The sequence below is a fragment of the Spirosoma validum genome (assembly GCF_014699035.1).
Lineage (GTDB): Bacteria > Bacteroidota > Bacteroidia > Cytophagales > Spirosomataceae > Spirosoma > Spirosoma validum.
This window is the reverse complement of the sequence record NZ_JACXAA010000015.1, coordinates 60,005-85,402: the sequence shown is the minus strand read 5'-3', so window position 1 is coordinate 85,402 and position 25,398 is coordinate 60,005. Positions and strand designations below refer to the sequence as shown.

The 25,398-nt window shown below is 47.5% G+C and carries 21 protein-coding genes; 12 read left to right on the top strand and 9 right to left on the bottom strand.

Annotation, left to right across the window (positions count from 1 at the left end):
• Positions 1–53 precede the first annotated feature (53 nt).
• From IC230_RS28830 to IC230_RS28820, 3 genes are all read left to right on the top strand, one after another.
• Complete coding sequence (locus IC230_RS28830; protein WP_191042542.1) at positions 54–1,580, top strand: NADH-quinone oxidoreductase subunit N; 1,527 nt, start codon at positions 54–56, stop codon at positions 1,578–1,580.
• Positions 1,581–1,667: 87 nt separating this feature from the next.
• Positions 1,668–2,066, top strand: coding sequence for a hypothetical protein (locus IC230_RS28825; RefSeq protein ID WP_191042541.1), 399 nt, complete (start codon positions 1,668–1,670; stop codon positions 2,064–2,066).
• A gap of 123 nt (positions 2,067–2,189) precedes the next feature.
• Complete coding sequence (locus tag IC230_RS28820) at positions 2,190–3,179, top strand: bifunctional heptose 7-phosphate kinase/heptose 1-phosphate adenyltransferase (protein ID WP_191042605.1); 990 nt, start codon at positions 2,190–2,192, stop codon at positions 3,177–3,179.
• Positions 3,180–3,273: 94 nt separating this feature from the next.
• Here the strand turns inward: IC230_RS28820 and hemE are convergent, their stop codons facing one another.
• A complete protein-coding gene (gene hemE, locus IC230_RS28815) occupies positions 3,274–4,293 on the bottom strand; it encodes a uroporphyrinogen decarboxylase (protein WP_191042540.1) in 1,020 nt (339 codons plus the stop codon).
• 96 nt (positions 4,294–4,389) lie between these two features.
• Between hemE and IC230_RS28810 the strand changes: the two genes are divergently transcribed.
• Together IC230_RS28810 and IC230_RS28805 are read left to right on the top strand one after the other, a co-directional pair.
• Positions 4,390–5,466, top strand: coding sequence for a glycosyltransferase family 4 protein (locus IC230_RS28810; protein WP_191042539.1), 1,077 nt, complete (start codon positions 4,390–4,392; stop codon positions 5,464–5,466).
• Positions 5,467–5,531: 65 nt separating this feature from the next.
• Entirely contained in the window at positions 5,532–7,364 is a 1,833-nt protein-coding gene (locus tag IC230_RS28805; protein ID WP_191042538.1) for an ABC transporter ATP-binding protein, read from the top strand.
• Positions 7,365–7,381: 17 nt separating this feature from the next.
• Here IC230_RS28805 and IC230_RS28800 read toward each other — a convergent pair whose 3' ends face one another.
• From IC230_RS28800 to IC230_RS28775, 6 genes are all read right to left on the bottom strand, one after another.
• The gene (locus tag IC230_RS28800; protein ID WP_191042537.1) at positions 7,382–8,278 is read right to left on the bottom strand and encodes an SAM hydrolase/SAM-dependent halogenase family protein; all 897 of its coding nucleotides are present in this window, start codon (positions 8,276–8,278) and stop codon (positions 7,382–7,384) included.
• Between the two features lie 75 nt (positions 8,279–8,353).
• Positions 8,354–9,172 (bottom strand): bacteriorhodopsin, encoded by an 819-nt coding sequence (locus IC230_RS28795; protein WP_191042536.1) that lies wholly within the window; start codon positions 9,170–9,172, stop codon positions 8,354–8,356.
• Between the two features lie 63 nt (positions 9,173–9,235).
• Positions 9,236–9,880 (bottom strand): DUF305 domain-containing protein, encoded by a 645-nt coding sequence (locus tag IC230_RS28790; RefSeq protein WP_191042535.1) that lies wholly within the window; start codon positions 9,878–9,880, stop codon positions 9,236–9,238.
• 188 nt (positions 9,881–10,068) lie between these two features.
• Entirely contained in the window at positions 10,069–11,376 is a 1,308-nt protein-coding gene (murA, locus tag IC230_RS28785; RefSeq protein WP_191042534.1) for a UDP-N-acetylglucosamine 1-carboxyvinyltransferase, read from the bottom strand.
• Between the two features lie 101 nt (positions 11,377–11,477).
• A complete protein-coding gene (locus IC230_RS28780) occupies positions 11,478–12,284 on the bottom strand; it encodes a DUF4290 domain-containing protein (protein ID WP_191042533.1) in 807 nt (268 codons plus the stop codon).
• 261 nt (positions 12,285–12,545) lie between these two features.
• Positions 12,546–15,242, bottom strand: coding sequence for a hypothetical protein (locus IC230_RS28775; protein ID WP_191042532.1), 2,697 nt, complete (start codon positions 15,240–15,242; stop codon positions 12,546–12,548).
• 274 nt (positions 15,243–15,516) lie between these two features.
• On the opposite strand from IC230_RS28775, the gene IC230_RS28770 reads away from it, so the two are divergent.
• From IC230_RS28770 to IC230_RS28760, 3 genes are all read left to right on the top strand, one after another.
• The gene (locus tag IC230_RS28770; protein WP_191042531.1) at positions 15,517–16,914 is read left to right on the top strand and encodes an MATE family efflux transporter; all 1,398 of its coding nucleotides are present in this window, start codon (positions 15,517–15,519) and stop codon (positions 16,912–16,914) included.
• A 103-nt stretch (positions 16,915–17,017) separates the two neighbouring features.
• On the top strand, positions 17,018–18,007 hold the full coding sequence (locus IC230_RS28765) for a matrixin family metalloprotease (RefSeq protein ID WP_191042530.1): 990 nt from the start codon (positions 17,018–17,020) through the stop codon (positions 18,005–18,007).
• Positions 18,008–18,042: 35 nt separating this feature from the next.
• Entirely contained in the window at positions 18,043–20,865 is a 2,823-nt protein-coding gene (locus IC230_RS28760) for a CHAT domain-containing protein (protein ID WP_191042529.1), read from the top strand.
• Positions 20,866–21,248: 383 nt separating this feature from the next.
• Here IC230_RS28760 and IC230_RS28755 read toward each other — a convergent pair whose 3' ends face one another.
• The gene (locus IC230_RS28755) at positions 21,249–21,443 is read right to left on the bottom strand and encodes a hypothetical protein (RefSeq protein WP_191042528.1); all 195 of its coding nucleotides are present in this window, start codon (positions 21,441–21,443) and stop codon (positions 21,249–21,251) included.
• A gap of 162 nt (positions 21,444–21,605) precedes the next feature.
• On the opposite strand from IC230_RS28755, the gene IC230_RS28750 reads away from it, so the two are divergent.
• The 4 genes from IC230_RS28750 to IC230_RS28735 are packed head-to-tail and all read left to right on the top strand — an operon-like array spanning position 21,606 to position 24,665.
• Positions 21,606–22,178 carry an RNA polymerase sigma factor gene (locus IC230_RS28750; RefSeq protein ID WP_191042527.1) on the top strand — a complete coding sequence of 191 codons (573 nt, stop codon included), beginning with the start codon at positions 21,606–21,608 and terminating at the stop codon, positions 22,176–22,178.
• The gene (locus IC230_RS28745) at positions 22,175–22,855 is read left to right on the top strand and encodes a PgaA family protein (RefSeq protein ID WP_191042526.1); all 681 of its coding nucleotides are present in this window, start codon (positions 22,175–22,177) and stop codon (positions 22,853–22,855) included. The genes IC230_RS28750 and IC230_RS28745 overlap by 4 nt, the downstream gene beginning before the upstream one ends.
• Positions 22,846–23,988: an RNA polymerase sigma factor gene (locus tag IC230_RS28740; protein WP_191042525.1), complete on the top strand. Its 1,143-nt coding sequence runs from the start codon at positions 22,846–22,848 to the stop codon at positions 23,986–23,988. The genes IC230_RS28745 and IC230_RS28740 overlap by 10 nt, the downstream gene beginning before the upstream one ends.
• Positions 23,985–24,665 (top strand): hypothetical protein, encoded by a 681-nt coding sequence (locus IC230_RS28735; protein ID WP_191042524.1) that lies wholly within the window; start codon positions 23,985–23,987, stop codon positions 24,663–24,665. Before IC230_RS28740 ends, IC230_RS28735 begins: the two co-directional genes overlap by 4 nt.
• A 450-nt stretch (positions 24,666–25,115) precedes the next feature.
• Here IC230_RS28735 and IC230_RS28730 read toward each other — a convergent pair whose 3' ends face one another.
• Positions 25,116–25,352, bottom strand: a complete 237-nt coding sequence (locus IC230_RS28730; RefSeq protein ID WP_191042523.1) for a hypothetical protein — start codon at positions 25,350–25,352, stop codon at positions 25,116–25,118.
• Between the last annotated feature and the right edge of the window lie 46 nt (positions 25,353–25,398).

The following is a 25,398-nucleotide window of genomic DNA, read 5'->3' as shown; positions in this document are numbered from 1 at the left end:
CCTTGCAACTAAAGACTAACTTCTGTCAATGGCTGACTAACCACTACGTTATCTTGTCTCTTTCCGATCAATTAAACGATATTCTTGCCAGCCTCAGCGGTTTTGGACCAGAGGCCTGGCTGTCGTTGTCCTTTTGCGTACTGCTGCTGGTTGAATTAGTGATGCTACGTAGCAATCGGTTACGAACTCGTCAGGTTCTGGCTGGGTTGAGTGGGGTTGTGATCCTTGTAGCGGCTATGTGGGCGGTGTTATCATCGACACGGGGATTCCTGTTTATGCACTTGTTGTTTGTGGATAATCAGGCTGTTTTTATGCAGGTAGTCATTGCGCTGAGCGCGGTTTTTGTCCTGCTATACGAACTGTTTACCCATGAGGAAAACGCTACGTCAAATCCGTTGAATCGGTCGACTTTACCGCTCGAGTGGTATTCATTACTGATTGCCATGACGCTGGGGTTGTTTCTGATGACGATCTCAGTGAACATGCTTGGCATTTATCTGAGTATCGAGTTAGTATCCATCTGCTCCTACCTGTTAACGGCACTTACGGCTGACCGGAAAGCGTCGGAAGGGGGGATCAAATACTTACTGTTTGGCGCCGTCAGTTCGGCTATCATGCTCTACGGAATGTCGCTGCTGTATGGCATGACCGGTACGCTCGATCTGACAGCCGAATCATTTGGAACCCAACTTGCCGGGCAGGATTCGGCCGTTGTAGCGGTGTCCATGTTACTGACATTGGCGGGACTATTGTTCAAACTTGCGGGGGTACCGTTTCACGTCTGGACGCCCGATGCATACGAAGCGGCACCGGTGCCCGTTGCTGCGTTTTTTTCGGTTGCGCCGAAAGCGGCAGGTGTGTTGGTGCTTATGCGAATCGTAACGGCTCTCCCGCTGGAATCGTCTCTGGGCAACGTATCCGCATCGGTTCTCCAGACACCCCTGGCTGTACTGGCGTTGGCGGGTATTTTGATCGGTAATCTGTCGGCGCTACGTCAAACTGATGCCAAGCGGCTACTGGCTTATTCGACGATCGCCCATGCAGGGTTTCTACTAGTTGGGGTTGTCGCTTTGAATAATGCTGGTTTCGAGGCCGTGTTGTTTTACGCGGGTACGTACGTATTCATCTCGCTGGCTGCGTTTTTCCTCATTGATTTACTGGCACGTAGTAATGGCACCGACCTAACGATCAGCCATTTCGCAGGATTAGGACCCAAACAGCCGTTACTGTCAGTAGCGCTTATCGTGGTGATGATTGCACTGACAGGTCTTCCACCAACGGTTGGTTTTACGGCTAAACTTCTGTCGTTTTCTGCGCTTTACGACGCTTATCAGCAAACCGGCAATCCCTGGTTACTAGCCCTGTTTGGACTGGGACTATTGAACGCACTGATTTCGCTGGTGTATTATCTGAAAATTCCCTTTCTCCTTTTCTTTCGCCCGGTTGCTGTAGATTCCGAACCGAGAGAGGCTGCTACTTTGCCAAGATCTGCCGTTTATCTGGCTCTTGGCCTCACTGTGCCGATAGTGGGCTTATTTCTGAAACCTGACCTGTTGCTACGTATGTTGAGTGGCTGGTAATTGTTGTAAGTACCAGATCAATCAGGTTAGTCACTTTTTCAACTATATCGCGTAGCGCTACGTTTTAAGGATAAACGCCTTACTGCCATGAGATTTACGCTTATCACCCTCATACTAATTGGTTTAATCGGTTGCAATGGGAAATCAGTTGAGAAAGAAACGAGCAATCGCTTTGTGGGTAACTGGCAGCCGGTTGCCTTTTTCATAGCACCGACAAAAGTGTATGGAAACCTAAAGCCAGGCTGGAACCTTGATAACACGTTTCCTGCTGTTTCTTTTCGCGAAGACGGTACATTTCACGACCCACACGACATTACTAATGCCACAATTCGCTACCAGGTTCTGAACGAGCAGCAGTTTCATTTTACGAATGAAAATAACCAGGAAACCGTTTACCAGTACGAATTTCGGGCCGATACGCTTGTTACGTTAACCGAATGTGCAAACCAGCTTTATTGTGGCTGGAAATATATTCCTAAACCCTAATTCGCTGAAGAAGCCTCCGTTTGATCGAACGTATCGGCTCAATTTCGGAAATAGACCTCACTTTTCGTTCCTTTGTAGCTTCAATAAGCTTATTCTGCGCCTATGAATTCGGTCCGCGACCTGATGGTCTTAGACATGTCTCTTGATGAATTATTCGATCAATTCGATAAACTCCGCGTTTTGATCATTGGCGACGTCATGCTCGATTCCTACGTCTGGGGCCACGTCGAGCGGATTTCGCCCGAAGCGCCGGTACCCATCGTGCGGTTCGACCGGCGTGAATTTCGTCTGGGTGGAGCCGGAAACGTATTGCTGAACGTACAGGCATTAGGCGCTGAAGCCATTATTTGTTCAGTCATCGGTGCTGATGCACCAGGTGATCAGCTCGAACAGGAACTATGTAGTCGGGGCTTAAACTGCGATGGGTTGATACGTAGCAAAGACCGGATCACGACCATTAAAGAACGAATTATTGCCAGTTCTCAGCAAGTTGTACGGGTGGATACGGAGACCGATAAATACATCACCACCGACGAACGGACGCAATTAATAGCTAAAGCCAAAGAATTGATTCCGACCTGCCACGTCGTTATTTTCGAAGATTATGACAAAGGGGTGCTGAGTAAAGAAGCTATTGCTGAAATTACGGATTTTGCCAATGAACAGGGCATTCCAACCGTAGTTGATCCGAAGAAGCGCAATTTTTTAAGCTATCAGAATACCACACTGTTCAAGCCGAATCTTAAGGAACTGCGCGAGGGTTTAAAACTGGAATTCGATGTTGATAATCCTACTGATTTTCAGGGCGCCGTCGATCAATTAAAAACGCAGCTGAATCTGAAAGGGGCTTTGATTACTCTTTCGGAACGAGGTGTCTTTATCGACTTTAACGGGGAGAAAACCCAGCTTCCGGCGCACATCCGTAAAATTGCCGACGTATCGGGAGCAGGCGATACAGTGATTAGCATTGCTGCCTGTTGCGTAGCGCTACGTCAGCCACCAAGTATCATCGCAGGCTTATCGAATCTGGGCGGTGGCTTAGTCTGTGAATCGGTCGGCGTAGTGCCGATTGACAAAGCGCAGCTAAAAGCCGAAGCGAAAGAGAATTTGTGAAAGGTAGCGTGGGCTTCAGCTCGCGTAGCCGTAGGCTAAAAAATGAAGCACCACAACTTAGCCTACGGCTACGCGGGCTGAAGCCCACGCTACCTTACATCGCCTTTACGGCATCGACAAAGCATCGGGCTTTGTCGGGATCGGTATCCGGATAAATGCCGTGACCGAGGTTGGCGATATAATGCTGATGACCAAAGGCATCGATCATCCGCTTCACTTCCGCTCGGATCTGAGCAAAATCAGCGTATAGAACGCAGGGGTCTAGATTCCCTTGTAATACGCGATCCGGGATTAACTCCCGCGACTCATGCGGGTCCATGTTCCAGTCTAAACCCACTACGTCACAGCTCAGTTGACCAATTTCCTGCCGGGCGAAAAAGGCGCCTTTGGCAAAAACCGTCATGGGGACACCCGTAATCAGATCGCAAATCTGCTTGATGTAAGGAAGCGAAAAGGTTCGGTATTGCTCCGGCGACAGAATTCCTGCCCAGGAATCGAACAACTGTACCAGATCAACACCCGACCGGATTTGCGCCTGTAAATAAGCAATCGTACTGTCGGTGATTTGCTGAAGCAGCGCGTGCGCAAAATCCGGGTCGGTATACAACAGCTTCTTCGCCACTGAAAACGTTTTGGAACCCTTGCCTTCGGTCATGTAGCAGAAAATCGTGAATGGTGCCCCGGCAAAGCCAATAAGTGGTACCCGATTATTCAACTCTTTCTTCGTCAGCTTAATCGCATCCAGTACGTATCCCAGATCACTCTCGGCATCAGCTACGCGTAAGCGGCTTAAGTCGGCCATGGTACGAACCGTTTGTGGAAAAACTGGTCCCCGACTTTCGATCATTTCGTAGGGTAGTCCCATCGCTTCGGGAATGACCAGAATATCGGAGAAAATAATGGCCGCATCGACATCGAAGGCATCGACAGGTTGAATCGTCACTTCAGCCGCCAGTTCAGGCGTTTTCGCCAACGTAATGAAACTGCCGGCCCGCTCCCGAACCGCTCGGTATTCGGGCAGTACGCGTCCGGCCTGACGCATCATCCAAACGGGTATACGCTCTGTCAATTCACCCCGCGCGGTGCGGAGCAGCAAATCATTCTGTAAAGTCATATTGCAAAGATACGTCTCAACCGAACGTCGGCGCGGCAGGATTTTTATGATTTTAATGATGGACAGGATTAGTTTTGTTAAAATTTACAGACACAAATGCTTTCTCTCTTCATCGACGCCGAACGTTTACGGGATCTTAACAGTGGCTTAGGGCAAGTGTGTTTGCATCTGGGTCGTGAACTTGTTCGTCAGCGGCCTGATACGTGGCCGCTAACGTTTCTTGTGCCCGAAGATAAAGTTGGTGTGTTTGGACCTGAAGTTGAGTACATCAAAGCATCATGGATGCGAAAGTTATGGATTCCGGGGCAATATGATCTCTGGCATTGTCTGCATCAGGATTCGGCTTATCGATCAACACGATCGAAACTAATCTTAACGATTCACGATCTAAATTTTCTGGAGCGCCCCGACTATTCGGCTGGTGAAAAAGCACGTAAGCTGGCTCGTTTGCAACGTAACGTCGATCAGGCAACGGCGCTGACTACTATTTCTAACTATACTGCGTCGGTAGTAAAGAAGGAACTGCATATTCCAGATAACAAACCTGTACGGGTTATTACAAATGGTGTCGCTGTCAATCCCGCCGAAACGCCTGATGAAGCCACAAATGCAGTCATTCACTTATCTGCCCAATCGCCATTTTTTCTTTTTATGGGTGTTATCCATCCCAAAAAGAATGTACTTACGCTACTGCCCTTGCTTGAAGCTTTCCCTGACTACCAATTGATATTGGCCGGACCGGACAGTCATCCATACGCGCAACACATTCGCGAACAGGCGCAAAAACTCGGTGTTGCTGATCGACTAGTAATGCCGGGTCCTGTTGATGAACCGACAAAGTTGTGGTTATACTCGCATTGTGATGCCTTTTTGTTCCCGTCTTTATCCGAAGGATTTGGTTTGCCCGTTGCGGAAGCCATGACGTTTGGTAAACCGGTTTTCATCTCCCGGCTAACCAGCTTACCCGAAGTTGGCGGTAAGGAAGCGTATTATTTTGATAATTTCGAGCCGGAGAACATGGCTCAGACCATTGACGAAGGGATGCGTGACTTTGCCCAGAATCCATTACGTGAAGAGCGGATGAAAAAACGAGCCGCCAGTTTTAGCTGGCCGGACGTAGCAAAGCAATACTGGGATTTGTATCAGGAACTAGCCGGAGACAAAGGGATATAGAAATAAAATCCTGGCAATCCTGTAATCAGCTAAATCCCGGTTCAGACGGTATCTTTGCGGTATACATGAAAACGTACCTTCGATTACTCTCGTTTGCCAAACCATTAAGTCGCTTTCTGGTGCCGTTCGTAGCCACATCGTTAGCGTCGAGTGTATTTGGTGTGCTCAATTTTACGCTGCTGATTCCACTGCTCGATATTCTGTTCAATAATGTGAATGCCGAACGAATGCGGATGTTTCTGAGCCAGCCCGCACCTTCATTCATTACGTCGCCAACCGAGGCATTCAGTTATTACTTCGCCCAGATTTTTCAGGAACACGGTAAAGTAGGCGCTCTTCAGTACGTGTGTATCGTTATCATTTTGTCTGTACTGCTAAATAACCTTTTCAAATACTTATCCATCAGGCAGTTAGAAGCATTCAAGGCAAAAATGGTGTCTCGATTAAGGGAAACCGTTTTTAGTCGAACGATAAGTTTACAACTCGGCTTCTTCTCGAATGAACGGAAAGGAAACCTGATTTCACGCATTACGACCGACGTGCAGGAGGTCGAAAATTCCATTGCCAATACGCTTTCTGCGGCATCAAAAGAAGTGTTTTTGCTGATCGGCTACGTGATTGCTCTGTTGAGTATTTCCGTGAAACTGACCCTGTTTGCCATCCTGGTCATTCCCATATCAGGCGGATTCATTGCGTTCCTGGTTCGGCGTATGAAGCGCGATGCACAGGAAGGACAGCAGCGATTGAGTAGTCTCGTGAGTTTGTTGGACGAAACTTTTGGCGGCATGCGGGTTGTAAAAGGCTTTGTTGCTGAAGGCTTTATTCTGGATAAATTTCGGCAGGAAAACGAAGGGTACCGACAGGCGATTCGGTCGCTGGCCAACCGGCGAGAACTGGCCTCACCGTTTTCCGAAGTGATGGGCGTAGCTGTCGTTGCGGGGATTCTTTTCTATGGCGGTTCTTTGGTACTTAGCGGACAATCCGATCTGACAGCGGCTCAGTTCATTGCCTATATTGCTATTTTCTCACAGGTAACGCGGCCCGCCAAAGACATCTCCAACGCGTTTAGTGGTTCGCAGCGCGGGCTTGCCTCGGGGGAACGTGTTTTAGAACTGATCGACACGCAGCCGCTGATTCAGGATAAACCCTGTGCCCTAACGCTACCTGATTTTCAGGACAAAATCTCGGTACAGAACGTATCGTTTGCCTACAACGCTGATACGCCTGTTCTGCGTAACATCAGTTTCGACCTGATGAAGGGAAAAACCATTGCTCTGGTTGGTTCATCGGGTGGGGGTAAATCGACGATTGCCGATCTGATTCCGCGCTTTTATGACCCAACGGCGGGTCAAATTTTGATTGACGGCGTGGATCTGCGCGATGGCACGATGGCATCTTTACGAGGGCAGATGGGCATCGTAACCCAGGAAAGTATTCTGTTTAACGACACGATCTTCAATAACATCGCCTTTGGAAGTGCCGCTACAGAGGCCGATGTCATGGAAGCCGCCCGGATTGCCAATGCGCATGACTTTATTGTGGCTCAGACCGATGGCTATCAGACCATTATTGGCGACCGGGGTGGCAAGTTGTCGGGTGGGCAGCGTCAACGAATTAGCATTGCCCGCGCCATACTGAAAAACCCACCAATTCTGATTCTTGATGAAGCCACATCCGCGCTCGATACGGAGTCGGAGAAGTTGGTGCAGGAAGCTCTGACTCGCTTAATGACGAACCGCACAACGCTCGTGATTGCCCACCGGCTCAGTACGATCCAACATGCCGACGAGATTCTGGTTGTCAATCAGGGACGTATCGTCGAGCGCGGCCGTCACGACGAATTGCTGACGCTGGATGAAGGCTTCTACCGGAAATTAAGCACGATGCAAAGTGTTTAGCATCTGTTCAGAAACAGTTATTTGCTGATAATAATTGTCCAGTCCGGGCCGCTGAGAACTTTATGTTTTTCAGAAAAATTTCCTTGATTGACGGCAACCGAAAAATTCAGCAGGCTATTGATATACGCTACGTCCTCGCCGACTGGTGCTTCGCCAAACGTATGAACCCAACGAACCGATTTGTCGTAAACGAACTTGCCATTCTGAGCGATTTGAACGTGTACTTTGTCGCCTGGTTTGAGGCTTAATTGGTCAATGATGGATTTAGGAATGTTGCTCCAGACATTACCGTACTGAACATCGAGTATGGGAATATTTCCCTTAACAACTCCATTTTTAACGTCTGCTTTCTGATAAGGCAATCGAACCACCTCGTTCGGCAGTTTTGGTCCAACCTGCTCAAAACGAATGGTATGTGCGGCTAACCGCGCGGCTGTGTAGGCATACACATCACGCCCGTGAAACGTATATGATTCATTGGAGTTTTTACGGCGGTTAATGGCTTCGTCAATTTGCCGGACCTCGCGAATACCCATGTGTTCAGCCACTAACGTTAGCGTACCGTTATCAGGTGTAACAATGTATTGGCCGGAATTAGTCATCATGACAATCGAATGCCGTTCGGTACCAACGCCAGGGTCGCAGACGGATACGAATACTGTTCCCGGTGGATAGTATGGAACGGTCTGGTAGAGTCGGTAAGATGCCTCCCATATGTTATAAGCCGGAATTTCATGGGTGAGATCAAACAGTTTGAGTTCAGACGAGACACCTAATGCCACACCCTTCATCGCCGATACGGCCCCGTCTTTCAAACCGAAATCCGACTGAAAAACAACGATGCCATTTTGTCCCAGCGATGTTCGTTTCGCCAGGAGGAAAACCAATAAAGCAAATACGTAGCGAATACGCATAGAGCCAGATTTAAAGAATGTTATAAGATGAATGGAAAAGAATGAGGCAGTCTCGCCTTGAAGTACTACAGTTAACTAACTATCAGCGTTTTCCACTGACTTTGTACTAGTAAAATAAACAATTAATCCGATACTGATCTTAGCGGTGAGATCAGTGATAGTAAAAGCAATGTGAATCCAGCTAAAGTCAATAGGCGTAACGGTCAGGAAATAGCCAAGCAGGTAAATTCCCCAGCACGTAGCGATGATCACCATCATCTGCCGATAGGCCATCTGCCGATAGGCACGTTGTTGGGTAAGCGTCGTTTGTTCACCGAACTGCTGCTCTAACCGACGTAGCGTGAATAGACTAAATCCATAAGCTATCGTCGCAACCAATCCCCAGATAACTTTCATGCCAACCTGAATTTCGTTGTCGAAGGATAGCTGCTGGTGGCCGATATAGCTGGCAAAATATAGCAGCAAAGTAGCTGTCAGCAAATAAATTAACGGTCGCTTGACTGCATTTCGCTGGAAATTAAGACCAAAGATAATTTGCAGTAAGAGCAGCGGGGACGTAATAAACCAATCCATATAGCGGAATTGGCCAATGGCATTGTATGACTCGCGAATGAGCGTTTGCCGATCGTTGGCATCCGTAACGGTCGCTAATTCGCGCAACATATCGTGGTAATACGTCTGTGTCAGGTAACAAGATACTGCTGACACAACCGCAACAACCGCCGTTACCGAATGAACAATACGAAACTCTGGACGAATAGACGGCTGGATTGCCAGCGAGAGAACGAAATTACCTATAAAAGCAAACATGGCCACGACCAGGAAAAAGTACGTGACCATGGGCAGAAGGCCAACAACACCCGCTGTTGGCATAAAAGAATCAGTTACTTCCATGAATGCAGTAATGGGAAGCTTGAATATACGACCATTACTGCATTCACGGCAAAACGTTCGGTTTTATTTAGGCTGCTGCGCTTTGAGCGTAGCCATTTGCTGTTTGGATTTATCGACTAATTGCTGCGCATAAGTCTTCAGCGCGGCATTATTACCGTATTGTAGATACGTAGTGGCCATGTCAATTGCATCCTGACGCTGGTCGAGTAGCAACGTAGCAAAGTTTTTATCCAAGTTGCTTGTCAGCTTATCGCTGGAGCCGGTTTGCTGTAATTTCAGGCTCATAGCTTCGATGTTGCGGTTCTGTTGCTGCGTGTAAGCCTGACTTGGACGCGTTGGTTTGAGTTGGCGCATTGTGCCGTCAAACATCGCTAGATCAGCTTCTGTGGCGGGCAGCGTTGATTTTGCCATATTCACCATGGCGGTGTCCTTGCCGTTCTGGATTTCGGCTTTCAGCAAATCCTGTATACCCTGCGTATGCGCTTTGGCCTGGAAAGCATAATCAAAGTCGGGATCGCCTGTTGCTGATAATTTTTTCAATCTGGTAATACTTTGCTGCAAAGGAGTAAGCAGGGTTGATTTAGCAGGGTCATTCGTTGTTGCGGCCGCTGTTGAGCCTGTTGTCGCCTGAGCACAAGCCATTAATGAACTACCTGATAGCAGGGCTGCCAGGGCCCAGATGGATAGATTGGATTGTAGCGTTTTCATAGTATTTTGATTATTAGTGTGTTTCCGTGTGTCAAATTAAACGTGTTACGTACTAAAGACAAAAATGAATAAAGAAGGTTTAGTATTGATTAATTTGAGTTGTGAGATTTTCAACTGCAGTCGTAATGGTTTTTCACAGAAAAAGGGCCTTGATGGCCCTTTTTCTGTGAAACTTAAGAATCAAACTTTTACAACCGGATAATCTCGGCACCAATAGCGTTCAAACGCGTATCGATGTGTTGGTAACCCCGGTCAATTTGTTCTATGCTGTCAATAATGCTGGTGCCTTTGGCCGACATCGCTGCAATCAACAGAGCAACCCCCGCCCGAATATCCGGCGACGACATGCGAATACCTTTTAAGGGAACTTGACGATTCAAGCCAACGACCGTAGCGCGGTGTGGATCGCAGAGAATGATTTGAGCCCCCATGTCGATCAGTTTATCGACAAAGAACAGCCGACTTTCGAACATTTTCTGGTGAATAAGTAATGTTCCCTGCGCCTGTACGGCAGTAACGAGAACGATACTCAGCAGATCGGGTGTAAAACCGGGCCAAGGTGCGTCGGCAACGGTCATCATGCCCCCATCCAAAAAACTGTCGATCTGGTAATGCTCCTGCGCCGGAACGAAAATGTCATCACCTCTAAATTCCATCTGGATACCCAACCGTTTGAATTGATCGGGAATAATACCTAATTCAGGAATCTGACAGTTTTTGATCGTAATCTCTGACTGAGTCATAGCTGCCATACCAATGAACGAACCAATCTCGATCATATCGGGCAACATGGTGTGCTCGGTACCTTTCAGTTCGGACACACCCTCAATTGTGAGCAGATTCGAGCCAACGCCCGAAATCTTGGCGCCCATCGAATTGAGCATCTTACAGAGTTGCTGAAGATAGGGCTCACAAGCAGCATTATAAATAGTCGTAATCCCTTCGGCCATAACAGCAGCCATCAATATGTTGGCTGTACCTGTTACTGAGGCTTCGTCGAGAAGCATGTACGTACCGCGCAGATTGCTGGCGTCAACCTGATAATAACCTCCGTCGTTAGCATCGTAATTGAATTGAGCGCCTAGTTTTTCAAAACCCAGAAAGTGCGTATCGAGTCGTCGCCGACCAATTTTATCACCACCGGGCCGAGGAATACGCCCCGTTTTGAAGCGCGCGAGCATGGGCCCCAACAGCATAACCGACCCACGAAGGGCAGCGGCTTTGCGTTTATACGTATCAGTCTCCAGATAATCCAGATTAACGTCGCTGGCCTGAAAGCGATACGCGCCTTCACCAATTTTTGTTACCCAAACACCTAAATCACCAAGCAGGTCAATGAGTTGATTGACATCCCGTATTCCCGGAATATTATAAATCGTAACGGGTTCTTTTGTGAGTAATACGGCGCAAAGAATTTGCAGGGCTTCGTTCTTTGCCCCTTGTGGGATCAGTTCACCTTTTAGTTTACGACCACCAGTAATTTGAAAGGATGCCATTTAAAGAATGATAAATTATGAATGATTAATTATAAATGATAAGCGAGAGAAATAGTTTGATCCTATCCAGCATTTATACCTCATCATTCATAATTAAAATATTAGCGTCTTCGGCGTGGACCGTCATTGCGGTTGTTGCCAGGGCGCTGACCGCCATCCCGATTGCCAAAGTTACGTGGCGATCCGTCGTTGCGGTTGTTAGGACGGCCCTGTGGTCCGCCATCGCGGTCGTTTCGGTTCCGGCTACCGAAGTTTCGTTGTGAACCCGAATTATCGTTCCGATTATTGGAACGTCCCTGATTTGGTCCAGAGCGTTGGTTCCCTTCGCGATCATTCCGGTAATTATTACCGCCAATCCGCTGGGGTTGATCACCCGTACGTTCGCGTGGGGTTGCATCCACGAGCCCTTGTTCCCGAATCAACTGAATGTCGTCGTGGAGTTTACCGTTCGATAACTCAATAAGACTCTGGTAAATAGTCTCATCTTCAACGGATTCTTTATTCCATGCCTGATAAAACGTACGCATCAGACGCGTCAGATACGAAACAAAAGCCCGCCGTTCGTCAGGATCTTCCAGCGACGTAGCCTTAGCTATCAATAAATCGACATTACGTCCAAAATGCTTGAATTTTAGATGATGGGTATTATAGGGAACCCTCTGTGGCTTTTTACCCAGTGCTTCTTCCGATGGCGGAGGATAAGGACTTTCTACATCCAGCGTAAAACCCGACATGATATACAGATCGTCCCACAACTTATTGTAGTAATCCTGACCGTCTTTCATGTTTGGGTGAATCTGCCGCATCAGTTCGATCAGGATATGCGCATAACGAGTGCGTTTTTCCCGATCGTCGATGTTGACCATGTTGTCAACCAACTTTTGGATACTACTGCCGTATTCTTTCAAAGGCTTATCCTGATTTGTGATAAAGAAGACAAAAGTACGAAGAAAGCAGCAGGGAGAACATAAAAAAATAATCGCGCTGGGTGAGGCACTAATCTGAATGAATAAATGATCAAAGGAAATGGCATTTTGATATAGTGAGGTCGAAACTGATATCCCGAATTATGAGTCATGACGGGCTTCAACCCACTGAGGGTTCATAGAAAATGATTTGTTTCCCACTCATCTACAGGACTCTTGTGGATGAGTGGGAAACAAATTTAATTATACGACACGTTCGTTTTCCGTTAATTTCGGATCAATCACGTAGGTCATACCTCCCGTTAATAACCCATTCGCCCATACTTCAATTGTAATGGTCCGATCTCGCTGCGAACGCACCGTTTCTGGCTTAAATTCCTCTCCCGGCTTCATCGCCATTACAGCTTCGATCTTGCCGCGCTTGTCGAGCCGGCTCAACTCCTGCTCATTCTGGAAAACCAATTGCCAGCCAAGTTTTGTAAGCCATTTTGGCTGCTGAACCCGCACGTCTAACTTGACAACTTCATCGAAGGGATTCCGAATCAAAAATCGCCGGCCTTTAAACGCTTTAACCAGGCCGTCGGGGAGGGCAGCCACCGGCGCTACGTTTCGTTGGCCAATGTTGTTGTCATTCGGTACTAAGCGCCATTCGGGTATTGAGTCGCCTGCCGTAAAATTATCGATGTTACTGGCATCGCCGGTGGCGGACGCAATCATGAGCATGCACTCATGACCAAGTTGCGTCGGTGTCCATTCAAACGGGCCGACTACCACTTCTGCCGTATTATTCGGCGCGATATTTGGGGCCGAACGCTGAGCGGTTGTCATGGGTTGCCAGTCGTTTGGCCAGGTCAGACCTGTGCCAGGATTGCAGTGAAACGCTTTCACCCGTACGTTCGTCGCGACTTGAGTGCCCCGATTTTTTACTTTCACGTAAGCAAAGTTGGGCTGGCCAACTACGGGTTCCTGGTGGGTCATCAGTCCATCGGCACTACGTCGGTTCCAGATGCGCGTATTATTCCAGTGAACGGGCTGGAAACTATACTCACCTGCCCGGCCATCCTCAATGTAAACGTCAACAGGAGGAGGAGACCCAACCGCTGTGGCTGGTGTGCCGGGAGCCCGAAACAGGGCTTGCTTCTCAAACGCCCATCGAATCACTTTTCCATAGGCACCACCCGAATGCCCGGCAGTGGTCCAGTCGCCGAGATCGGCGGTCATCAGAGCCGATGCGAAACCGCTGGCGTTGCCAGGGTTAGTGGCGGGGGTAAGGGTACTAACCGCCCGGAAAATCAGATAACAGGTGTAACGAGCGGCAAACTCACGCATGGAAACGCTGCCTGAATCGCCCCCTATTGAGCGGTAGAAACGGAAGAGCGTTGTCGAGAGTATTTGTTCGCTGCTGTAGCCACCTACATCGCGGGTACCGCCCCAGCCCCAGCCATCGACAAGAGTGCGATCGTGGCGCCGTCGTGACGTAGCAGGGAGCGATGAAAACGTCCAGGGAAAGGTCTCGAACCGGTCGGGTGCCTGACTCGTGGGGTCGTTGAGAATAGCGGCTACTGAATCACCGGCGCTGTGTGCAAAGCCAAAGTTGGGTGAGGAAACATTATCCCATAAAATGCCATGCCCGGCCAATTCGTGCAGAACTACGCGCCAGTCGGCGGCAATGCTGATTGGGTTGGTTGTATCGGTCGTATTAGCGAGCATATAGGCTGACCGTCCGATGCCATTCCCCGAGGCATTACCAGCACAATAGGCATTGACCTCTACCCCATCTACTGTACTATAACGCCCTCGGTGATCAATCGGGATTGGGAAGGTTGTATTATTGAAATAGCTTACAATGTTGAACCCCATGCTTTGCATGACCCGGAAAAAACGGTCACAGTTGTAGTAAGCATTGACGGCGGCAAATTGGTTAGAGCGACTATTGAAATTGAAGTTGACTCCAGCCGGCTGAACAGGTGCCGATACGGTAGGCAGCTCAAAGTCTGAAATTCGCACAAATTGACCTGTCAGCGTCTGGATGTTCACAATCGGCAGGGGCGGATTCAAGGGCAGAGGTACCGACTGGCGCAGTGGATTTAACGTAGCGTTACTGGCTGTTGGGCCATTTGCCGGGTTACCTGTCAACGTAATCGGGTCTGTTGTGAATACCAACCCGTTTACGTTGTCGATCAGCGCACGAAGTTGAAGCACCGAACCGGTTTCGACCTCTATAAACGCCCGCCAGTTAACAGGCCCCAAATTAGGGACAGTTGTTGTGAACAGGGCTTCAAGAGCAACGTAATAACGACCGTTTTTGATAGAGTCAGCTACGGAAGGTATTGGTAGAGTAAGGTGCAGTTCGGCGAATCCCTGAGTGAATCCCTCATTATCGGTGTGCGGGTGATCTTCTGTTCTCTTTTTCGCATCGTACAGGAAGATCCACAGCTTTTTCCCGTTAAGGGCTAGTGATTCGGGTGGTAGACCGAGCAGTTTTGCCAACTGATCAGCCGTAAGGTTCTGCATGTAGCTGACGGCGCCGTCATTGGGCTGGTCTACGTCAATGCCGGGGTCGCCGGTGTGTTGCGCTGATAACACTCGGTACGGTTCGTGTTTGACTTGTACACTCACGCCCGCTCCCCAGACTGGTAAACCAAAAAATGTTTGTTGGTAGCCTACGGTCGTAATGTCAAATTGAGCTTTTTCATTCTGAAATCGGTAGCCACCAGCCTCGGACTCAGGACTGCTGGCGGTTAAACTCTCTAATCCGCGTAATGATTCTTGACTGGTCATGAGTTGGTCGGCCTGCTGACGCAGGTAAAGATCGGCAGCTTCGCGAGCCGAGCCAGCTGGTTGCGTTACGGGCGCTTCGGCATGGTTGATGTCGCGTACGACGCCCGCGTCATTGCGGGTGATCAATGTCTGTTCATTGGGAAGCAGTTCCTGAAACATAAGAAGTGATTGAGTTAAGGGTTATAGATCGAGCTACTTTTAGCGGGTTAAAGATTGCCGAATCTGTTCAAGTGTATTAGCGTGGAATTCCGTGTTTGATAAATTGCGTGGTTTCCTGCTATCTATTGCCTGAACTACTTGATTATCTGATCAGTATGGCTTTTCAATACTTGATCTGTTCCCTTAACAAGCCAGTGCTGGGAACTCCTTATCACGTTCGTTGCTTCTGTTTTTGTGTGACTTGTTTGCATGTTCTTTTTTATCGATTCACCCCATGGTTTCCACTACTCTGTTTCGCGCTTACCGTACCGAACTTGCTGATACGCTCCGATTAAGTGTGCCGATCGTTATTGCTCAGTTAGGTGTTGTCCTGATGGGCGTTACGGATAATCTTTTTGTCGGGCGTTTGCTGGGCGCTGTGCCGTTAGGAGCGGCTGGGCTGGCTAATTCGTTGTCTTTTCTGCTATCGGGTATCGGTGTAGGTGCCTTACCGGTCGTGGCTGCTTTAATTTCAAAAGCGCGTAGTCAGAACGACGTAGCAACTGTGAACCGGCTCTTTCGGGCAGGACTACGTGTTGCGATATTGTTGAGTGTTATTCTGGGCGGCCTATCCGTAGTACTGGCTTATAATTTTGAACTATTTGGTCAAACGCCAGAGGTAGCGCGACTGGCTCGGAACTTTATGTTGATTTTGAGCGCGTCGGTTCTGCCGTTATTAATTTTCGTATCAGCTCGTCAACTCTGCGATGGCCTGCGGTATCCACACGTAGCCATGGCGATTACCCTCTCCGCTTTAGGCATAAATGCTGTTTTTAACTACGTACTTATTAAAGGCATAGGGCCATTTCCTGAGCTGGGACTGATGGGATCGGCGCTGTCTACGCTCATATCCAGGCTATTTATGGCAGCAGCAATCCTGATTTACATTTACCGGGCTGAACGGTTCAGGGAATACCTGCAGTCAAGCTTTCAGAACCTCTCAACGACGAGCGATATCTGGACGATTTTGCGGTTGGGTATTCCTGGCGGCATGACGTTTTTCTTTGAGATTGCTACGTTCTCCCTGGCTGTCGTTATTGTTGGCTGGCTTGGCGAAGACCGATTGGCGGCTCATCAGATTGCGATTAATATGGCTTCTGTTACGTATATGATGGCAACGGGCATCTCGTCGGCGGCTGCCATTCGGGTGAGCGCGGCTGTGGGGCGGGGGAGCCGGGAAGGCATTTTTAAAGCGGGGATAGCCGCCTTCCTGTTGTCTGTGAGTTTTATGAGTTTGGCTGCCCTCTTGTTTCTTACCGCTAACGACTGGCTGGTTACGCTCTACATTCGCGACAATCCGGCTGTTATGACGATTGCTGCTTCGCTGGTCATTATGGCGGGCTTCTTTCAATTGTCTGACGGCGTGCAAGTCGTTGCCCTGGGTGGCTTGCGCGGCTTATCGGACGTCAACGTACCGACGCTCATTACGTTGTTTTCTTACTGGGTTGTCGCCCTACCGTTGAGCTACGTATTAGCTTTTCCCTTTAAGATGGATGCTATTGGCGTGTGGATTGGTTTACTGGCAGGGTTAACAATTGCAGCTGTTCTGTTGACATGGCGCTTTTTCCGGCGAATCGCTCGAATGAATAATTTCGATCAGCTTAAATCGGAAGTCGCTGTAAGTATACACTAAGTTACTTATGCTGATTTTTTGATAGCTAATGAAGTAAATTGTTTGTAATGAGTATATTGCTTTCTGATTTCGTAACGGTTCCATCGTTAAGTTTTCATACGCAATGCTATCCACCTTACTTCGTTCCACTCTGGCCTTACTACTAATTTGGGCCCTTTTTTCGCAATGTCAGGACGAGCCACCTGCGGCAGTAAAACAGGTATACGTCAGCGCCGACCGTAATGAGACAGCCCGTCGTCCATCAACAGAGTGTAATTTTCGCTATACAGTTCTAAATAGTTTCGATAAGCTCAATAACGATAGCCAGCGAGAGGCTATCCGAACCGGTTTTACAGTCTGGCAGCAGATGTGCCCTAATCTCGGTTTTCTGGATTTTCAAGCAACCGACCGAGCTCATTTAGTGGTGCGGTTCGTTGATCCGTCTGAATTCCCAATGCCGTATATGGTTGCTCCTGTTGGTTTGATGGATGGACGGACTGGAGTAGGTGGAACGCTACGTAAAGAAAGTAATGGGACATATAGCCTATTGCTGAGTAATACCTTCAATTGGGATAAGAATTCGCTTACCAAAGCAGTGGCTTATCATGCTGGGTTGTTTTTAGGTATGCCTACCTCAACAGAGCCGGGCTCGTTAATGGCGCTTCAGTTTCTGGATCAGCCGGTAGTCCGTTCTAAAGCGGATTCTGTGGCGATAAATAGCTTATACAAATCAACTTGCACCGACTTGACCGTAAGTTATCTGCCCCTTACATTAAAAGTGAGTGGACCAATAAGCAAAACTATCCAGCTTTATAAACCGGGGATGATTTCGATAAAAGCCAATGGGCAGATGAAGGTAGGGGACATCGTTGGCACGGTTGGGCCTGAAGGCGCGACAGTTTTTCCGGTGCTTCCTGGTTATAATAAAGTATCCGCTATGTTTCACGCTGCTCTTATGTACAAAATCAACAATGAAGCAGACTGGCGTTATTGGGCAGATAACCAAACGTTTAAAGTTGATAATAAACAAGTGGTTGATTTAACTTTTGACATTAATGATGATGATCAGAAAAACAACACTGGTGCATTTACCGTCGTGATTGACTATCAATAAATAACCTAATTCCGCTTTCATCCTCTTACTGCTCCGTGAATTGTCGAAACATCTTCTGGTTCTTACTACTCCTGCCTCAGGTAGGCTGGACGCAGATTATATTGGCTGATACGTATCGCCAGAAGGCCGAAACATTGTATGTCCACAAAAAATACGAAGAGGCCACACGTTTTTACGAAAAAGCTTTTCAACTGGTACGTACCAGCGATCCTATACGAGCAGCCAATCTTTGTGTCGATCTAAGCAGTATGGACTACATGAAGAACCAGAACCGTATCGCCATCAACCGGTGTCTGTTGGGTCTGCGCTATCTTCATGCTATTCCGACTGCTCCCGACTCCGCTCGGTTTAAACTGTTTTCGAGCCTTGGTACGTTCTACGGTGCTCTCTATCGGAACGACTCTGCACAAATCTACTTCCGCAAAGCCGATGCCTTGCTAACCCAACACCCAACGATCGAACGGCAAATTCCGCTTTACGTATTGTTTCATTTTAACAACCAGGGAAACTGGTTTCTTAAAACAGGCAATTACACCCGAAGCCTCTCGTATTTGACTAAAGCACAGGAAATAGCTGCAAAATACGGTACTGACGATGATCTGACGTATGTTGAGAGTAACCTGGCCCAAGCCTATGACGCAATGGGAGATTTTAATGAAGCATTACATCATCGACTATTAGCCAAAAAACTGTATAAAGGAGTTGATATTCGAATGTATGGTAATCTATCCGGTATTGGATGGACGTTGTACAAATTACACCAGTATTCTAAGTCGTTAGCCTATTTTACTGAAGCAGAGCAACTCTTGACAACACTACGTCGAGGAAAGGCCGTTACTGATTATGCATCAGAACAGATACATCTTTGGTGGATGATGAGTGCCTGTTATCGTGCAACCAATCAATTAGAAAAGACAGAGCGGTACCTTACCCAAGCCCATCGGCTTCACCTGAAATCGTTTGGTAGCCAGGGCCGGTTAATGGCTAGGATTTTTGTGGAGAAAGGCCAACTTCTTGAAATCCGTCATGAATTAAATCAGGCCTTACAAGCTTATCAGGAAGCAGTGCGGGCCATATGTCGTAACCCGGAAAGTTGTACTGGTCAATGGCAGAATCCGAGGGCTGACGACGTATCCGATGAAACAACATTACTGCTGTCAATGTGGCATAAAGCAGCCGTGTTGAGAAAGTTACATACGCTTACAGCTAATTTGGTTTATCAAAACGCTGCTGTTAAGTCATATCAAGCCTGCGTTGATCTTCAGGAGCACATTCGTCACGGAATCGACTCTGAACAGTCGCAGCTTATTTTCGCAGCCCAACACAGCCTTGTACCCGAAGCCGTTAGCACTGTTTTCGAGGCTTATCAACGCAGACGAAGCGGAGCTTTACGCGATACGTTGTTTCGCTTGTTCGAGCAGGCTCAGGCAGGAAGTTTGCGGGAAGCACTTCGACTAAGCACGATTAAGCCACAAACCATACCGACGCATCTGCTTGAGCGGGAGCAGCAACTGAAAAAACAAATTAAACAAGCTCGACGAAAAAGTCTCAGTGATACAACAGCCACGGTTTCTTTAACGACTGCTCAACTGCAATGGCACCAACTCCTTGATACGTTCAAGCATGATTATCCTGCTTATTATCGGCTCAATTATCGTGGGACCAGTTCAAGTAGTTGGGCATTGCAACAACAGATCGACAACGAAACCGCTTACATTTCGTACGTACGAAATGAGACCAGTTTGTTTATTCTGCTTGTTACGCAACAGGCTGTTGAGATAATTCAGCAGCCGATCGACTCCGTACGATTTACAAAACAACTGGCTCAACTCAAGCACCAACTTTACCATGATCCTTTTCTGGCCAGCTACGAAGGAACAGGTAGCGCTGCAGATTTGTACGCCCTATTAATTGGACCTGTTCGGGGGTATCTTAAAGGAAAAACAAGGCTAATTATTGCCCGAGACTGGAGTTTTGCGTTTTTACCGTTTGAAGTACTGGAAACGGGTCGACAGGCACACGATTACTTAACCAGACACTACGCTATTGCCTACGCGTTTTCGGCACAGTTGTTTTTTGATCGTCCCCGAACTGATTTATCGAATAAACCTGTGCTCACAGTGGCGCCATTTGCCCGAATGGGTACTGTGCCATCAACCACGAATCGACAAGCGAATTTTCGGCCGCTGGCTTCAAGTGAGGCTGAAGCACGTAGTATTGGAGGAGATGTACTCTTAGGACCAGAGGCTACTTTAGCGAATTTCCTGAAAGCCGATATGGATCGTAACGTGATCTACTTTGCTACCCATGCCGAAACAGACGACGCTGACCCATCTAACTCGTATGTTGCGTTCTATCCGGATGATAACAATAAACTGTATACCGATGAAATTTACGATTTGTCCTTGTCGGCTACAGGCTTAGTGGTACTGGGGGCCTGCGAAACAGGATCGGGCAGGGTAATAAAAAGTGAGGGAGTACTATCGTTAGCGCGGGCGTTTGCTTATGCGGGTTGCCCATCCGTAGTAACAACTCTTTGGAAAGCCAACGACGAAACAACCGCTTTCCTAACCATCCGGCTTCATGAATACCTAACGCAGGGAATGGCTATAGATCGGGCTTTGCAGCAGGCTCGACAAGATTTCTTCGAGTCGTCGCTGTTTCTTAAATACAATCATCCTTACTACTGGGCCAATTATACGTTGCTTGGCAACGCGTCGCCTGTAATGGCCGCTAACCGCCGACCAGGATTAGTTAGTGGATTGGTAATTAGTATGCTATTATTGAGCATGGGCGTGTTTTGGCAGCGTAAGCGGATAACCTATTTTGTAACGCGTCGCTTATCTGGTAATCTATAATGGAGCAACCAGGATGAATAATAAAAGAGGCCTCCTTTAGAAACCTCTTTTATCAATTAATATCCTTCTCCTCCTCCAACTGTCTTGAGAGGTTGATCATCGTAGGCACGTACAATGAGCGAGCTGGGGGCAGTTTGATGAATGGATGCTGACCGGGGTATCAATCTATTGTGATTGGCAGGAGGCCAGGGTAAATGTTGATGCGATAGCACTAAGAATCAGAGTGTTTCTGACAACGCATGGTGTTGAAGATGTATGAACTTATTCGATTGGGAAATATTGTAATTTTTCATATGTAAAATGCTGCAAATAAAACTATGAATTAAATCACTATGTGCAGTTATAAAAACACGCCAGGATTCTTGAAGAATCCTGGCGTCAAATTAATTATAACCTTCTCCGCCATTTCCCCCGGTCTTCGGGGGTTGGTCATCATACGTACGTACGACAAGCGAGTCAGAGGTAGTTTGATGAATAGATGCTGGCTGGGGATCAATCTGTTGTGATTGGCAGGAGGCCAGCATAAACGTTGACGCGATGGCACCAAGAATCAGGGTGTTTTTGACTGATAAACGCATAGCATAGGAGGTTTAATGAATCCGGTTCGTCCGAACTCACTGTTCCACGCGTCGTTTTTTTGATTTCCCGCGGTTCTCTTTAAAAAAATAGTGACTTTTTTTTCGGCTGTTACCTCTCCCTCTTCAGGTGGTATATAAGGCAAATAACTTCCTCCCAAATGCATGAAGAAATCCTTTACTGATCAGCAGATTGTTGATGGTTTGCAGAGTAAGCAGGTTGCGATCACAGAAGACATCGTTACGTACCTTTATGAACAGTGCCAGCGAAATATCACGAATCTGGTTACCCGAAAAGGGGGAAGCGAAGACGACGCCAATGATTTATTCCAGGAAACGATCCTTGCCTTTCTTCAGAATGTCTGGACAAGTAAGTATCAGGTTCATCACGACGCTAAAGTGACGACGTACATCTACGGCATTGCCAGTAATCTCTGGCTTAAGGAGTGGACTAAACGTAATGCGGTTAATCAGCGCCATGAGAAATACAGCCGCAATCAACTGCTGAATGACCGCAGTCCGGAAGAGGTGTTGATCGATGAAGATGAGCTTCGGTCTGCCTGGGCCCTGTTCGGCAAACTCGGCAAAACCTGCCAGGATATACTGACCGCCTTTTATTTTGACAAAAAGACAATGCAGGAAATTGCCGACGACTTTAATCTGGGCACTGCCGACAATGCGAAGACCAGGAAATATCGTTGCATACAGGCATTGAAGAAATTAGTGACAACACCATGAAGAGACCAGCTGATAAACTAGACGAACAGGATTGGATTGAGCGCTATCTCAACGATCAGATGCCAGCAGATGAACGCACATCTGTTGAGGCTGAGATGAACGCTGATCCTGATTTTCGGGAGGAAGTAACGTCACTTAAACGAACGCACGAGATCATGCACGAAGCTTTCTTACAACAGCGGGCCATTGGCCGGATAAAACAGCTTCAGCATCAAGCTAAATACCAAACGCATCGTATCCGCTTAGTACGTCGGTCAATGGTAAGCTTTGCTACGGTTTGTGTACTCTTTATCGCCTACTTATCCTTTACACCTGTCTCATTCCCGGATTCAGAAAACGATTTCAGCGTAACACGCAGTCTAAGTGATGATAGCGTAGTCGTAGCCCAAAAACGCATCTTTGAACAGTTTTTTGAAGGCCAGATGCACCTGGTTGACGGTCAGTACGCCTTAGCCGTAAAAAGCTTTGAGCAGATCGTACACGTAACCGACATTCGACCTTATTTTCGGGAAGCAGTCCAGTGGCATCTGGCGGTAGCCTATCTGAAAAGTGGTCAGCCTGACAAAGCCAATCGTATTTATGACCAGTATGCCCACTGCATTGATTGTGAGTACCGGATTGGTTTAGTAAACCGCTGGAAGCTCTGGTGGCAAATTAAATGGGCACAATGGACATAAAGGTTATTGATCAGCTTGTTGAGGCAGCCAGACGTCCAATCGAATTAGCATTTGGTCAACGGGTAAATGAGTTTATTGGGCGAACACTCGATCAGAATCTGACTCACTACAAATCACAGTCGCCTATGCTACGTCAGGTAGTTATACAGGAGCTGGGAAGCGTGCTACGTCAACTGCAACCCGATGAGCGAGCGTTTTTCGCAACAGCATTCGATTCTGTTTTACGGGATGTTATAAAAGCAGCTGGCTGGAAGATACAGATGCGCGCACAAGCGCCCGACGCAATCGAACGCTGGGACGAAAATCGACGCATGGACGTAGTGGTCTGGATGGATCAACTTGCTCAACAACCGGGCGATTCGTATCTTAAACCTTTGTTATCTAAACTAAGCCGAGAGGATCAGCTGCGGATAGCCGAGCGCACGTTACGAGCGATTGTGCACAGCGTGATTCAGGACGATGCCCGGGTAAGAAGTCCGATGTTTGTCTTCCATAAAGAGCGAGTTTGTCTGGAGAAAAAACTTGTGTTCGACTACCTGCACGATCAGATTGGCTTATACGTCTATCAATTTCTTGATCGGCAGGCAGGTGCTTTTTTAAATGAGCCTTGCTTAAAAGTCAGGCTATATGCCCGAAAACAATTGCAGGGGCTTCAGATTATGGAGGCAGACGATCTTAGTAAGGATATTATGGCCGAGGTTCGGGAGGATTTTCTTAGAAAGCTCAATACGACAAAAACAGGTAAGGATTCGTTTTTTCTGGATTCCTTGTTAAGCACCTATTTACTTGGGTTCGTTAACAGAGGCCGCTTAGTATGGCATGCTATCAAAAATCAACTGGCTGGGGATGTCTCGCCCGACGAAATTCCCATATTAGCTGTGCATGACAACGATGAACAGTTAAAGGAAGTCCTGGTGTCTTGCAAGCAGCAGTTGAAGCCCGACTGTAAGGAAGTGATCGACAGCCGATATAACAACGATTATCTTCGGCCCCTACCAGCCAGTGAAATTGCGGCTGATCTTGATAAAGGTGTGAAAGTAGTTGAAGGATTAATCCGACGTTGCCTGGAAACGTTAAGAACTTATGTTGCTGATGAATGTCGTCGGCAGCACCTGATTTTTTCACCCCGATGACGGACGAGCAACGACAGGAACTTATTGAAAAACGGGAGCAGGGAACGCTAACCGCCGACGAATACCAGCAATATATGAACTTGCTGGAAAATGACCCTGATTTTGCCGATCAGCTGGCGTTACATCAACTCCTGTCAAGTACAGCCCGCCAGGAAGCTGATGAGGAGTTGTGGATAGCTGCGGCCGAACCAATGCCTGTTAGTATGCCAGAGCCTCCTGAAGAAACTAAATCACAACCTGGCTGGTGGTTAATTGTCCTGAATCACCCACTCGCTCGCCGGGCTGCGCTTGGCCTTGTGTTGATAGGAATTGGTTTTTTAGGATACTGGGTGTATCAGCGTAATACCGATAAGCCACCGATTGCCGCTGAATTGCCAGTGTATAACGAAGAAACCGGCGAGGAAGGGCTGGGTTTTGGTAGTGACGACGATTCGCCTAATCGATTAATGCCTGTGTTGATCTCCCGACAAAAGATTGATTCGCTAAAAGAGGGGCAGTCTTACTACGCCTTTATGGCTGATACGCTTCGATTATATTTACCAAAGCCAGAGACGGAGACAATTAAAGGATGGCAGGTACGGTATGATCCGACTGCAGATACGTATCAGTTGATAAGGCCCGGCCAGTTGCCGGTTCCACTACGTATGACGGTCAACCAGATCGTACCGTTACGCTGATAAAACATTCAGGCATAGCATCTACCCCCGCTTAAACGTTACATTATATTTCCCGGTACGAATGTAAATGTGAGCGATACGCCTGCTAATCGAGGTTGGGAAAATTAGCAGCGTTGTACGTTCATTCCTGGTTGATGAATAAGTGTTCTGCTAGATTATCAAAAATATTTTTCCAGACAGTGTTACCTATCCACAGGTAGCTGGAATATACTACTAAAGTTCGCAAGGAGAGTTAATGGGTTCACTAGATTACTTCTATCCACATCATTTTTAACCGTCTATCCATTCCAAAATTAACCAGATCAACAAGGTAGAAACTTGGATCTATCTGTATCATCAATTTATCCTCAATAACAGCAAACGCCCGTTTTACTAAATCGAAACGGGCGTTTGCTGTTATTGAGGATACTGGTTTCTATTTATTCTAACGAAAAGATGTAAATAGGGCTACTACATTCTGGTTACCATCTCAGATCGCGTAGGTCGTTCAGCGGTTAAATCATATGAAATGCCTTGTAAATCAAGCAAATCCATAAAGGCTGAATAAATATCTTTCTCTACTGTGAATATGTACCAGTTTTCGTAAGGCTCGTTAAATAGTTCAACTTCCGTCTGCAGTGCCCGCTTTTGTAACGTCTGATATTGCGCTGTTTCGAGGGCACTTTGTTTGATAAGAAAATACCACATACCTAGTTTAAATAAAGGTTGTCTTCTTGTGCCAAGATCGAATGCC